Source organism: Mucilaginibacter kameinonensis, from assembly GCF_003675385.1.
GTDB lineage: Bacteria > Bacteroidota > Bacteroidia > Sphingobacteriales > Sphingobacteriaceae > Mucilaginibacter > Mucilaginibacter kameinonensis.
Genome location: NZ_RCWZ01000003.1, coordinates 929,540 through 943,955, shown reverse-complemented (window position 1 = coordinate 943,955; position 14,416 = coordinate 929,540). Strand labels below are relative to the sequence as shown.

The 14,416-nt window shown below is 42.5% G+C and carries 8 protein-coding genes; 5 read left to right on the top strand and 3 right to left on the bottom strand.

All coding sequences use genetic code 11. The features are described from left to right. The first annotated feature begins 370 nt into the window (after nt 1–370). The 3 genes from EAH55_RS17060 to EAH55_RS17050 all read left to right on the top strand — a co-directional run bounded on the left by EAH55_RS17060 (nt 371) and on the right by EAH55_RS17050 (nt 3,422). Nucleotides 371–1,099, top strand: a complete 729-nt coding sequence (locus EAH55_RS17060; RefSeq protein WP_121810696.1) for an ATP-dependent Clp protease proteolytic subunit — start codon at nt 371–373, stop codon at nt 1,097–1,099. 138 nt (nt 1,100–1,237) lie between these two features. Beyond that, a complete protein-coding gene (gene clpX / locus EAH55_RS17055) occupies nt 1,238–2,476 on the top strand; it encodes an ATP-dependent Clp protease ATP-binding subunit ClpX (RefSeq protein ID WP_112574024.1) in 1,239 nt (412 codons plus the stop codon). 91 nt (nt 2,477–2,567) lie between these two features. Next, complete coding sequence (locus EAH55_RS17050) at nt 2,568–3,422, top strand: AMP nucleosidase (RefSeq protein WP_208644869.1); 855 nt, start codon at nt 2,568–2,570, stop codon at nt 3,420–3,422. A 77-nt stretch (nt 3,423–3,499) separates the two neighbouring features. Here EAH55_RS17050 and EAH55_RS17045 read toward each other — a convergent pair whose 3' ends face one another. Beyond that, nucleotides 3,500–9,343 (bottom strand): alpha-2-macroglobulin family protein, encoded by a 5,844-nt coding sequence (locus tag EAH55_RS17045; RefSeq protein WP_121810695.1) that lies wholly within the window; start codon nt 9,341–9,343, stop codon nt 3,500–3,502. 169 nt (nt 9,344–9,512) lie between these two features. On the opposite strand from EAH55_RS17045, the gene EAH55_RS17040 reads away from it, so the two are divergent. Further along, a complete protein-coding gene (locus EAH55_RS17040; protein WP_121810694.1) occupies nt 9,513–10,874 on the top strand; it encodes a pyridoxal-phosphate dependent enzyme in 1,362 nt (453 codons plus the stop codon). 68 nt (nt 10,875–10,942) lie between these two features. Continuing rightward, complete coding sequence (locus EAH55_RS17035) at nt 10,943–11,311, top strand: YbbC/YhhH family protein (RefSeq protein WP_121810693.1); 369 nt, start codon at nt 10,943–10,945, stop codon at nt 11,309–11,311. Between the two features lie 45 nt (nt 11,312–11,356). Here the strand turns inward: EAH55_RS17035 and EAH55_RS17030 are convergent, their stop codons facing one another. After that, on the bottom strand, nt 11,357–12,919 hold the full coding sequence (locus tag EAH55_RS17030; RefSeq protein ID WP_121810692.1) for an ArnT family glycosyltransferase: 1,563 nt from the start codon (nt 12,917–12,919) through the stop codon (nt 11,357–11,359). Nucleotides 12,920–13,066: 147 nt separating this feature from the next. Beyond that, nucleotides 13,067–14,374, bottom strand: a complete 1,308-nt coding sequence (murA, locus tag EAH55_RS17025; RefSeq protein ID WP_121810691.1) for a UDP-N-acetylglucosamine 1-carboxyvinyltransferase — start codon at nt 14,372–14,374, stop codon at nt 13,067–13,069. Nucleotides 14,375–14,416 lie beyond the last annotated feature (42 nt).

The window sequence follows — 14,416 nt, the reverse complement described above, 5'->3', positions numbered from 1 at the left end:
AACTCACAAGGTTGCTTTTGGTGTTTTTACCTAATCCTGAACCCAGCGTCATTGCGAGGTACGAAGTAATCCCCGATTAGCAGAATGCATAAGCAAGTCGCCCTGTAAAGTTTGGGATTGCTTCGTGCCTCGCAATGACGGGTTGGAGATGGCTGCTTTTGCTATCTTGTCGCTCAACGTTGGTGTTGTTACCAACATTTTGCCGCAACCTCAACTCTTAGTTTTTGACTAAAAAAATCCGGTTTAGTCACTGCGCTCTCATTAAAAAATTACTTAATAAAAACTATCTTGCAAAAAATCTATTCAACTAAAAACTATATTTATCGCGGGTAAGACGCCCGCATTTCCTAACGAACAACAAACAAAAACCATGAACAGTAATATCGATAAAAACGAATTCAGAAAATATGCTGTTAAGCATCACCGCATTAACAGCCTTTATGTAGACAAATATATTGCAGGTGTTGAAAGAGGTAATATGCCAACAGGCGGTATCACTACCGTACCAACCGGCATGACCCCTTACATTCTTGAAGAACGCCAGCTTAATGTACAGGCCATGGACGTGTTTTCACGTTTGATGATGGACCGTATCATTTTCCTGGGCGATGCTATTTATGATAATATCGCAAACATTATCCAGGCTCAATTGCTTTTCTTGCAGTCGGCTGATGCTAAACGCGATATCCAGATCTACATTAACTCGCCAGGTGGCTCGGTTTATGCAGGTTTAGGTATTTATGATACCATGCAGTTTATATCAAATGACGTGGCTACCATCTGTACAGGTATGGCCGCTTCCATGGCTGCAGTATTGTTAGTAGCCGGTACCGAAGGAAAAAGGGCAGCGCTTCCGCATGCAAGGGTGATGATTCACCAGCCATCAGGCGGTGCGCAAGGTCAGCAATCAGATATTGAGATCACCTACCAGGAGATCACCAAATTGAAAAAAGAGTTGTACCAGATCATTGCTGATCATAGCGGTGCACCTTACCAAAAAGTTTGGGATGCATCTGACCGTGACTACTGGATGATTGCCGAAGAAGCCAAAGAATTTGGTATGGTTGATGAGATTTTAAAAGGTAACAAAGGAAAATAATTTTTTAAACCTTCAGTTCTAAGTCTTAAGTTTGAAGTCAGAAAAAAAATTGACTTCAGGCTTAAGGCTTGGTACTTATGGTTGTAGACTTTGTTTTCTGACACTAATTATTTAACTTTGAGTAAGAAGACGAATCAGATGAATAAAAACAGCAAGGAGATCAGGTGTTCATTTTGCGGTGCCGGTAAACAGGATTCCCTGATGTTAATAGCAGGACTTGATGCACACATTTGCGATAAGTGTGTGAACCAGGCCAATGAAATATTGGCTGAAGAGTTGAAGGTACGTAAAGTGAAGTCATCGCCTCTGGCGCCGGCCTTGCTTAAGCCATCAGAAATGAAGGCCCACCTTGATCAATATGTTATTGGTCAGGATGATGCCAAAAAGATACTTTCTGTAGCTGTATATAATCATTACAAGCGCTTAAACCAGCGTGTTGATAAAGATGAAGTTGAGATTGAAAAATCAAACATCATCATGGTTGGTGAAACCGGTACAGGTAAAACCCTGTTGGCCAAAACACTTGCCAAAGTACTAAATGTTCCGTTTTGTATTTGCGACGCCACCGTACTAACCGAAGCCGGTTATGTAGGGGAGGACGTTGAGAGTATCCTGACCCGCCTGCTTCAATCTGCCGATTATGATGTAACCCTTGCCGAAAAAGGTATCGTTTACATTGATGAGGTTGATAAAATTGCCCGTAAAAGTGATAACGCTTCTATAACCCGCGATGTATCCGGCGAAGGTGTACAACAAGCCTTGTTAAAGATATTGGAAGGTACTATGGTTAACGTACCACCTCAGGGCGGTCGTAAACACCCTGATCAGAAAATGATCACGGTAAATACCAGCAATATTCTTTTCATTTGCGGTGGCGCATTTGATGGTATTGAAAGGAAAATCGCGAACCGTTTACGTACCCAAACGGTTGGTTACAAACTTAAACGCGACGAAGGAGATATCGACACCAAAAACTTCTACAAGTATATCACTCCTCAGGATCTGAAATCATTTGGTTTGATCCCTGAGTTGATTGGTCGTTTGCCGGTGCTTACTTACCTTAATCCACTGGACAGGGAAGCGTTGCACAATATCCTTACCGAACCTAAAAATTCATTATTGAAACAGTACAAAAAACTGTTTGAATATGAAGGTGTAAAGCTCGACTTTGAAGATGAAGTGCTTGATTTTATTGTTGATAAAGCAATGGAATTTAAACTTGGTGCAAGGGGCTTACGCTCAATTTGTGAAGCTATTATGATTGATGCCATGTTCGAGTTCCCATCTAAAAAAGATGTGAAACGCCTGAATGTAACATTGGACTACGCACACGAGAAGTTTGAAAAATCTGATCTGAAAAAGTTAAAAGTAGCTTAACGCACAGTATATAAGTAAACACTTATATTTATTAAAAAATAAAGCGCGCCCTGGTTCCTATACCGGGGTTTGCTGTATAAAAAGAAATCATATGAACGAAGAATTAGATGTAAAAAAGGATGGAGACAACATCCCAAAAGTAAAAGAGGTACACACCCCCATTAAATCGGGCCTCAAAACAAAAGAAGCAATTGTAGCTAACTGGCTGCCACGTTACACCGGCAGGCCGCTTGAAGCATTTGGCGAGTATATTATCCTTACCAATTTTTCAAAGTATATCCAGCTGTTTTCGCAGTGGAATGATAACGCGCCTATTATGGGGCTTGAAAAGCCAATGCAAAGCGTTACAGCCAATGGTATTACTATTATTAACTTTGGTATGGGCAGTTCGGTTGCAGCTACTGTGATGGATCTGCTTACTGCTATTCACCCTAAAGCCGTGATATTTTTAGGTAAATGCGGTGGCCTTAAAAAGAAGAACAACGTAGGCGACCTGATATTGCCAATAGCGGCCATTCGTGGCGAAGGTACATCAAATGACTATTTACCACCAGAAGTGCCTGCATTGCCGTCATTCGCGCTGCAAAAAGCCATCTCGACTACCATTCGTGATTACTCACGTGATTACTGGACTGGTACATGCTACACCACTAACCGCCGCGTTTGGGAGCATGACAAAAACTTTAAAAAGTATTTGAAAGATCTGCGCGCCATGGCTGTTGATATGGAAACCGCAACAATTTTCACCACAGGTTTTGCCAACAAAATCCCTACAGGCGCATTATTGTTAGTGTCAGACCAACCAATGATCCCTGAAGGTGTAAAAACCGCCGAAAGTGATTCGTCTGTAACCGAGCAATTTGTTGAAACACACCTGCACATCGGTATCGAATCGTTAAAGCAGTTGATCAATAACGGGTTAACGGTTAAGCATTTGAAATTCTAAGGAACCATGATTTTTAGGATTTAAGGATTACCTGATAAATGATATCAAGAAATCCTTAAATCAGGAAAATCAAGGTTCTAATCAATGACCACCTGTTTCATCCCCTCTCTGCCGTAAAATACCGGGAAATACATCATCTCGGCTTTCGCCGGGTTTAAGGTGTATTTACCGTTGTAACGGGGGATGAGGTTAACGGTGAATGTATATTTGCCCTGTTTAAGGGAACGGCAAAATATACTTACCTTCTCTTTAAAATATTCGCGGTGTACCTCGTTGTTTTGCCACGATTGCTCCTTGCTTTCGTATGAGCATCCGGCGGGTATCGGGATTTCTACCATCACAAAATCAGCATCACCGCGTACCGTCACTTCTGCTTTTAATAACACAGCTTCACCGCCTTTTAAGGTGGTAATTGCTTTTTCTTTGTGCTCAAACCAGGTATCTACTGTAAAATCTTTACTAACCTTTTCGGGTTTGCTGTTCCAGAATTGTTGGTAGCCGGTAATGTAAACAGGCAAGCTGCCGGTTTTATTAATACTAATCTGCCTATCAGTTAAAGTAGCTGAGTAGGGGAACTTGCTGATTGTTTTTGTATCGCTGCTATTCAACGTAATCTGTGACGGCTTAACCTGTTTATTTTCGATCAGGAGGTCGGGTAGGATGGTTTCCAGGATCAGTGCCGATTCATAAGTATTGCGCCAGTCGCCACGACGGCGTTGTTCAAGAAAGTAGCCTCGTATTTTGCTCAGTAATTCAGGGTGGCTACCTTCGTTTTTAATAATATGGTAGGCCAATATGCTTAACTGTATCGAGTTATCAAAAAAACGGTAATCATCCTCACCCCAATACATATTGCCAAACATGGTGCGCTTGCTTGGTTTGAGCAGGCTGTCCATTTTTATAGCTAAGCCCGATTCCTGGCGTAATAACATCAGCCTTAATTTATCATAAACTAATAAGCCACCGCCAAACGGTTCGCGAGCTTTAGCCTGCTTTTTCTCGATGATTGCTACATACTTCTGGTAATCAACTTTTGCCTCCAGTTTATGAAGCAATTGCAAACAGAGTATTTTATCCCTGTCTTTATAGCTTTCCAGCTGGTAAACGAGGTAGTCGGTTAATTTTTGTTTATCCAGTTCAACAACAAAACCCTCTTTTTGAGCATTGACAAGGGCCTCAATTGCATGAAGGCTTATCCAAAGCTCTTCGTTACTATCTTTCCACCAACCCCAGGTGCCGTTGCTCCTGCGGTTTTCCTGCATTTTTTTTATTACCTCTCTTATATTCTTTTCATACTTGAAATCTTCGCCCATGAACTTTTTGATGCGGCGCTCCATGAGCAGCCCTTTCAGTTTGGAAGCGAGTTGCTCATTGCACAGGTACTTGTATTCCCGCAATTTCCGGGTTTCTTCTGCAAGCACGGGTAGTGCCGAGGCTTCGGCGCGGAAAGTTATGGGGCCCAAAGCCGGATCGAACTTAAGGCTTACTGTTGTGTCGCGGTCGAGGGCTTCAAAAATTCCTTTTGTTTCTTTAACGCCCTGTGGCATTACAGGAATTTTGCGTTGTTCGCCGTCAAAATAGCCGTTGTCGCGTTTAATAGTGTATTCAAAAGTGAGGCTATCTGTGGAGGTTGCCGTAATGCCCAGGGTGTCTATTTTAGAGTTTTTAATCTCTAATTCGTCCTGTTTTAACGTTTGGCCATTGTATTTAAAAACACGGGTAAGCTTTGCGGTGTTGGTATTATAGTTCATCACTTTACCTATCAGGTTCATTTCATCGCCGGCTACGGCAAACTGCGGCGCGATGAAGTTAGCGATTAAAGGTTTATAGGATTTGATATTGCTTTCGGTAAAACCGGTTTGCTTGTTACCGTTTATGCCGATAATAAACGTCCGCCAGTTGGTGATATCATCGGGGTAAGTAACCATGAAGCTGGCTTTGCCGTGTTCATCGGTAGTTAGTTTCGGTTGCCAGTATGCATAATCAGAAAAGTTTTTGCGCAGGGTTGATGTTCCGCCGGCTTTCGTAGTATCAGTCTTTTGGCCTCCGGCCAAACCGGGTTTAGCTTTGGTTTTGATCACAATAACGCCGTTGGCAGCGCGGGCGCCGTATATTGCCGTAGCGGCCGCCTCTTTCAGTATGCTTATTTCTGCGATATCATCTTTATTTACATCAGACAGCGAAGCAACAATTTCGCCATCGACAACTACGAGGGGCGGTGCCGATGGCGATGACGATACACCTCTGATCATAATATTATTTCCGTTACCTACAGTTAAACCTGCCGCCCTGCCCTCTAATGTTGTTACTGTATTAACTGAGCCTGTCATCGCGCTTCTCCTCTCAGTACCGTAGCCAACAACTACAACTTCCTGGAGAAGCTTGGAGCTTGATGTTAAGGTAACCCTGATAACTTCGTTAGGATGTATGGGCTGCTGTATTGTTTCATAGCCTATATAGCTTATGATGAGTCTGCCTGTTTGGGGGACTTTTATTTTGAACCGCCCATTGGCATCTGTAAATGTGCCGGTTGATGCACCTCTAACCCTTACACTTACACCGGCCGCAGGCTGATTGTCATTGCCTGAAATTATGCCACTCATGAAATCGCCAAAGCTGCCGGAATCCAGGTATTTTTCATTAAAAGCTTCTTTGATTTTCAGCGCGTCGTTTTCTATATCCCGGTCGCCGTAGGTATAAACCCCGGTGCGGTTATTGATGATGTTACCGATCCTGGTACCAACCGAATCTTTAGCATGCACAGGTAATACTGTAAAATTGTAAAAATTGGTTCCGCCGGTTTTTATGATTACGTTTTCTTTAATGTCATAGCAATCGCCTTTAAGTAAAAACAAAACCCTGTACCTGCCTGCGTTAAGGGCAGACACATAAGTGATATTGCCTGGGTAGATCATAATAAAGTCCGGATCATCATATTTATAAATGATGACATTTTTGATCAGGAGCTTTTTATTTTCCGGTTGAGTGATATTCATGCTGAGCTTGCCTATCTCGCCGCTTATGGTAGGATTATTAAAAAGCGCCTGGGTATTGCTGCGCAGATCAAGGTATTGCTGCCAAACGTTTTCGGCATCGGGGCGGGTAAGCACCTCCTGGGTATAATCATCGGCAGTGCCCTGATAAGATGATAGCACAGGGTTGAAGGGATAAGCGGTCGCGATACTTTTTTGCTTGATAAGGCCTGGGTCAAATTGAAATGAATAACCCGGTTCGGTGGCAAAATATCTTGATTCACCGCCTTTAACTTCCAGGTTAGCAAAGTTTTCGGCTAATGGGCCTACAAGTACACTATTGTACTGGCCTGGATCCGCGTTGATCATGAATACCTTTTCGCTTTGGGTTAGCAGGGCCATTTTCCAGCCAAAATTATTGATAACCGTAATCAGATAGCGGTTAATCAGGTCGCACTCATAAGTGCTCAGCGTATCAGAAACTTTTGTGAATTTCGCACTGTCTGCATTAATGCTGAAGATTAGCTTCTTCGATTTCGGTACATCAATTGTATCTACCCAAACGTTTTGATGGCTGGTCCTGAATCTGAACAAATGTTTGCCCGGCGATACCGCGAAGCTGTAGCGTTTAAGCTGCCGTGTCTGGTCAAAATAAACCGGCCGGTTATCAATGTAAAGAATATGAACAGGTAACACATCGCCGTTTTTAACCACAAATGGTGCTACTTGTGTAAGCGAGTCTTTAGTATCTTCTTCAACCCGGTAAATTTTATCAGGATGCGTAAACTGGTAATAGGCAATGCTGTCCAATCCCATTTCTTTGCTCCAGCGTTTCCAGTTGAGCTGCAGCGTACCAATGATATTAACTCCGTTGGCCTCAAAGGCCGCTTTTTGCTTGCGATAGGTAAAATCTTTGCCCAGATAGGGTACATAGGGCGTTCTGTAATTAGTAAACTTACTGGTCATTGACCATGCTGTTAAATCGGCATTGGCTACAGGCTGGCCTTTTGCATCGGTAACTACAATGTCTGTTTTAGCCTGTTGCCCGGGATAAACAGATACAGGCTGGCGTACATTAATGGTCAGGAGTTTATCGCGGTATACAACGTCGGTAGCCTCGGTTCTGCTTTCACCTGCCCATATATAATGCACCTGAAAATTCACCATGTTTTGGTCATTGTAGGCGCGTGTGTAAAACAAGTTATCGGCCTGACCGGCATCTATCAACCTGTTACCACCAAATACCGAATACCAGAAATGCAGGTGCCGCGGGTTTTCAACTTTTACAAATAATGAGTCGGCAGTGCGATAGCCCGAAAGCGAAATCCCGGCATTATTGTTTTTAAGGTAGAGGTCGGCATAAGCGCTGTCTGTCTCGATGTTGTAGTTATCAGCATAAGGGTTAATGATAGTTTTGGAGGGCAGCATTACCCTGATCTTAGATATGGTATCATAGCGGGGATTCAGCGTGCTGATAGTAGCCATCGTTTTGATGGGCTCACCATTGTCAAATGCCTCGCTCACCAATGTATCACCGCTTAATTTAGCGGTAACGCTAAAGCGGCTATACCGGTAACTCATGTTATTATCGGCCGATTGACGCTCGTTGTTGCTGTTCAGAAATTCGGAATTGATATAATAGGTAACATCAGCTTTCGGAAAAATAGAATCGGGAATAATGAGTTTGGTTTCACCAATAGCGTCGAGCTGTAGTTGGTGTGTCCAGAGTTGATCCGGCACAAAAGTGTAATTCTGGTGGTGTGTACCTGTGTTGCGGGTATAAAGCGTGATATTAACCCGGCCATCGGAAACAGGCAGGTTATTTTCGTCAACAGCTTTAAGGTATAGGGTTGCAGGGTTTCCAGGGCCGTGTTCTTCTTTATCAACCCTGGTGCTAAACGTTATCGATTTAAGTTCATATTCCTCGTATTTAAATTCGCCGGTCATATAAACCTTGCGTTTGGCTAAAAAGCCCTCATCGTCATCTCCTTTATAATCGTCAAGCTTATATTTTTCGCTTGAAGGGTCTTCAAGTGATATGGTATAATCTCTATCAAGCGAAAGATCAAGGCTATCCGTCAGTGCGAAACTATATTCATAAGCTCCGTCACGATAACTTTTTACCCTGCCAATGATCTTGCCATCTTCATCATTCCGGTATCTGAGCCGTATCAATAATTGAGCTGCATTGATGGGCTTTTTTGATTTTTTGTTTAAGATAAAAGCCTTGAATTTTACTGTATCGCGTGGCTTGTAAATAGCCTTGTTGAATACCATAAAACCCTCGTAATCATGCCCCGGCAAAGGACGATAGTGGGGCTTATTGCCTTTTTTGAACAGGTTTTTAAAGCGATTCCAGGTGGCCTTGAAAAAACTCATACCACGATATTGATCGTAACGATAGTAAGATGATTTTTCCTGCTTTTTTATATTGTAGTAATTGGTAACGCCCGCATAGTCTACTTTTAAAATAGTGCCTTTTTTTGAGGCATTGGCTATGTACAAACCGGCCTTTGTATCATAAGCAATTGTATGATTGTTGCTTTGTACCGAAGCATTGTTGATGGTTTTGCCTTCATTATCAAGCAAAATAAAGCGCAGGTCATAGCGGTTATCCAGTAACTTTAAATTAGCCGAATGGTTTTCGATAAGGGAATAGCTGAGCAAATTCTTTTTGGCAACAACCTGCATGTAGTTGCCGGGAGGGAGGATATTATCCCATTTGGTATTCGTTTTAAATGAATCTATGGGGTTGCGCAATATCTGTTCGTCGGGTTTTTTACCCGGGTAGCGGTAAAATTTTAGCACATCATCGGCCGTTATTTTATATATGTAGGTATAAAAACTGTTTTGCCGGCTTGGCGTTAGCACATTTTGGGCAAATGTGGTAGTTATGCAAAAACTTAAGAAGCTGAAAAATAAAAACGATCTTTTTGGTGTTGCTTGCATGTTTAGGTGTATTTTGTGGTAATGGCCAGCGGTTTAATTATATTTATTTGTGTTTGTTTGCATTTAAGATGCAGATGTATTTACTTTTCCATAAAAGAAATATCATTTAAGAAACTTATTTTTGAGGCGTAACCCGGCTATATATATCGGGTTAGTAGATATTTAAATTATGTGGTACAGCAACATACTTGATACCATTGGCAATACGCCGCTGGTAAAACTGAATAAAGTAGCAAAGGACATTCCTGCTACTGTTTTAGCCAAAATAGAAACAACCAACCCCGGCAACTCCATTAAGGACCGTATGGCCCTTAAAATGATTGAAGACGCCGAAAAAAGCGGTAAGCTTAAACCCGGCGGAACCATTATTGAAGGTACATCGGGCAATACCGGTATGGGACTGGCAATAGCTGCGGTTATAAAAGGTTACAAATGTATTTTTACCAGTACCGATAAACAATCAAAAGAAAAGTTTGACGCTTTGCGTGCTTTTGGGGCCGAGGTAATTGTTTGCCCTACCAACGTAGAGCCTGAAGATCCGCGTTCATACTACTCGGTATCATCGCGCCTGGAGCGGGAAGTACCTAACTCATGGAAACCTAACCAGTATGATAACCTGAGCAACTCGCAGGCGCATTATGAATCAACTGGTCCGGAGATTTGGGAGCAAACCGAGGGTAAGATCACACACCTTATTGCAGGTGTTGGCACGGGCGGTACCATATCCGGCATTGCACGTTATCTGAAGGAAAAGAACCCAGCCATTCAGGTTTTGGGGATCGATACTTACGGCTCGGTATTCAAAAAATATAAAGAAACAGGCGTTTTCGATAAAAACGAGATCTATCCGTATATCACCGAAGGTATTGGCGAAGACTTTTTGCCACAAAACGTTGATTTTAGCCTGATTGATCATTTTGAAAAAGTGACCGATAAAGATGCTGCCCTCATGACCCGTGAAATTGCCCGTAAGGAAGGAATCTTCTCCGGTAACTCTACCGGTTCGGCTGTGGCAGGCTTGCTGCAAATGAAGGATAAATTTAAAGAAGGTGATGTAGTAGTGATCATTTTCCCTGACCATGGCACCCGCTACCTCGGTAAAATGTACAATGACGACTGGCTGCGCGACCGTGGTTTCCTGAAAGACGAGAAACTAACCGCCCGCGATATCATCAGCAAAAAAGATGTACAGGAGATTATCACTATTGATTGCGAAAAGAGCGTATTGGAAGCTATCAATACCATCAAATCGCTTAATATCTCGCAGATTCCGGTTACGCAAAAAGGCATGGTTATAGGTAAGATCACAGAAAGCGATATCCTTGATTCGCTGATCGAAAATCCATCGATCAAGTCACAGCCCATCAAGAATATTACAACCGCGCCATTCCCTTTTGTCGACCTCAATACGTCGATAGACAGGATCTCGGCTATGATCAATAAAGATAACATTGCCGTGCTGGTTGAAGACGGGGAAGGTAAAATTGAAATCATTACCCAGTATGATATTATAAACGCGATCTCCGCCTGATTTGAGGTGAAAGGTTAAAGCTGAAAGGTGCTGTGCGATGTGTATGGCACCTTTTTTATATTTAGATAATGAAATATTTAACTTTTGCATTTCTAATTCTGCTACCCTTTTTTGGGCATTCGCAAAAACGCACTTTGCTTGGGCCTAAAGTGGCCAGGGATGAACTTAAAGAAGCATTAACAAATAAAAAAGACAAACAGGTAAATGTTGATAAAGTTATCAGTGATAAGCAAACGGCTGTAGCCATTGCCGAAGCCATTTTATTTAAAATTTACGGAAAAGAGCAAATAATTAACGAAAGACCCTACGAAGTTTATTTTGTAAATGGTTATTGGATTTTGAACGGGACTTTGCCTGAGAAAATGCTTGGTGGTTGTTTTTTAATAGTGCTTTCGGCGAAGGATGGCAGGGTTATTAGGCTAACGCATTATAAATGATAAATAAGCCTTTCGCCTTTAACCTTTTGCCTTTCGCCTCAGAAATTACTCCAATCTCTTCTTCGCCAATTCTGGGCTATACCGTTGATTTAAGCGGTAATTTGGTGTGATGATAAACACAGCTGTTCCTTTTTCGCGGGCGAGCGGATTACTTACTTCGCCTACTTTAGTAAAGCTACCTATCATATTGCCGGCTACAAATTCTTTAATGTTTTTGCCGCCGCCGTCATCTATGTAGATCAGGTATTTGCATTTAAGACTATCGGGTGCCCAAAGAGTAAAGCTGCTGTTCAGCGATATTACATTGGGATAGCCGTATTGCTTGCGGTAGTGGTGTATGGCGCCGGCTTCACCGTAGTTGTCGGCATAAACCAAGGTCTGCTTCTGATCGTCAGGACTGAGGCTCTTGTAGGCTTTATCCACCAATGCAGCCATATCATCCCAGCCCAGCATATCGGCGTAATCCTGAGTGGTGGCATGCTTTTTACCATCTTCCCAGGTCATTGAAAAACGAACGGGCGGCAGGTGCTTATCCGCAAAGCGAAAAAACGCCAGGGTTTGATCCATCGGTAATATTGGTAGTAAAATAGGCAACAATAAAGCATTGGGCAGTGTAAACAACACGATTAGGGCGGTACGCAAAACATAGCCATTTGTTTTTAATAAACGCTCAAAACCGAAAGCCCCTGCGGCAAACAGCATAGGGTAGGCGCCAAATATGTAATAGCTTTTGCCATCCATCATCAGTAAAAAAAAGAAGATGAGTGCATAAGCCAATGCCATGAACTGAAAATTACGCAGCCTGAACGAGAATATCAGGAAAGCAAGTCCGTTAAGCCATATAAACAATGCAACGCCGTTGACCAATAATTGCTGTTTAATAAAGTCGGTTGGGGTAATATAATCAAGTTGCTGTTCACGCAGGGCCTTCATATGCGTAAAAACCGGCATGTGGTGATTTATTTGCCAGATGAGGTTGGGTAGTACAATAATTACTGTTATCGCGGCAGCGCCAAGAATGTGCTTGTTAAACAGTAATTTGCGTTGTTTACTGATTAGGATGCCAATAAGCAGTGACGCTGTAAAAAACAGCATTGTATATTTAGTAAGAATACCAAGACCAACAGCTGCCCCGAGCCAGTATAGGTACCTTACATCGGTAGTGTTAAGGTATTTTACCAGCAGCCAAACAGTTATCACCCACCAAAATTGATCAAAAACCACTGGTTGGAAAAGATATTCGCTTGCTGCAAAAGCAGGTGCAAAAATGAGCGACAAACACGCAAGGGTTATAGCAAACTTTTTTCCACCAAATTCAATAACTATAAGGCCCGTAAGTAAAACAATGAGCCCGCCAAACAGGGTAGGGAACAGCCTGGCGGCAAAAACTGAGTTGCCAAAACAAGTGATAGAGATTTTTGCCAGGATGGCGATAAATGGTGGCACTTCCTTGTATCCCCAATCCAAATGATCGGCCAATACAAGGTGCAGAAATTCATCACGATGAAAACCGAAATGCGATATAGCGAAAAGGTTAAGAACTACTTTAATAAATACAAATATCAGTACAAAATAAACGTAGGTAGATTTCCGGTTTTTGTAAGGCATTGTTTATATAATGGTTTTTTAAAGGTAATATTTTGAGGCGAAAGGCAAAAGGTTAAAGGCGAAAGGTTTTTAAAAGAAAAAGGTTAAAGGATGCCACGCTATGTAGCTACCTTTAACCTTTGACCTTTTGCCTTTAACCTTAAAAGCTTAAATACGTGTTATATCAGCGCCTAAAGCTTTAAGCCTGGTATCAATGTGCTGATAGCCGCGTTCAATTTGTTCAATATTGTAAATAGTTGATTGACCTTGTGCTGAAAGGGCAGCGATCAATAATGAAACACCGGCACGGATATCAGGCGAGGTCATGGAAATACCACGTAATTTAACCTGGTTATCTAAACCAATTACGGTTGCACGGTGCGGATCGCAAAGGATGATCTGGGCACCCATATCCAACAGTTTATCCACGAAGAATAAACGGCTTTCAAACATTTTCTGGTGAATCAGTACCGAGCCTTTTGCCTGGATAGCAACAACCAGCACAATGCTCAATAAGTCGGGCGTGAAGCCCGGCCATGGCGCGTCGGCAATGGTCATTATACTGCCGTCAATAAAAGTTTCAATTTCGTAATGTTCCTGGGCCGGAATAAAGATATCATCGCCCCTAAGCTCCAGCTTAATACCTAAACGTTTAAAAACATCAGGGATCATGCCCAGCTCTTTGTACTGAACATCTTTAATGGTGATCTCAGAACCGGTCATGGCAGCCAAACCAATGAACGAACCAATCTCGATCATATCGGGCAATAAACGGTGCTCGGTACCGCCCAGCTTTTCAACACCCTCAATAGTTAACAGGTTTGAACCAATACCGCTGATCTTAGCACCCATACGGCTCAGCATTTTACAAAGCTGCTGCAAGTAAGGTTCGCAGGCGGCGTTATAAATGGTAGTAGTACCTTTGGCCAATACCGCGGCCATTACCACGTTGGCCGTTCCGGTTACCGAAGCCTCATCCAGCAGGATGTAAGTACCGTGAAGATTGGAGGCATCTACATTAAAGAAACCATTTTCGGGGTTATAATTAAATTGAGCGCCAAGTTTCTCAAAACCCAGGAAGTGGGTATCCAACCTGCGGCGACCAATTTTATCGCCACCCGGTTTAGGGATAGATGCTTTGCCAAAACGGGCCAGCAGCGGGCCAACTATCATGATAGAACCACGTAGGCCACCACCTTTTGATTTAAACGCCTCAGACAGGAAAAAGTCCTGGTTAATATCTTTAGCTTCGAAGGTATAAGTATGCTCGTTGATACGCTCAACAATAACGCCCATATCGCCAAGCAGTTCTATCAGTTTGTTTACATCCTTAATATCAGGAATATTGCTGATGGTTACTTTTTCTTCGGTAAGCAATACGGCAGATATAACCTGTAAAGCTTCGTTTTTTGCACCCTGCGGGGTTATTTCACCTTTTAGCGGTTTGCCGCCATTTATTACAAATGCGTTAGTCATGCGGAGTTTCGGATAATTGATAAGATCACCAATGATAAACTA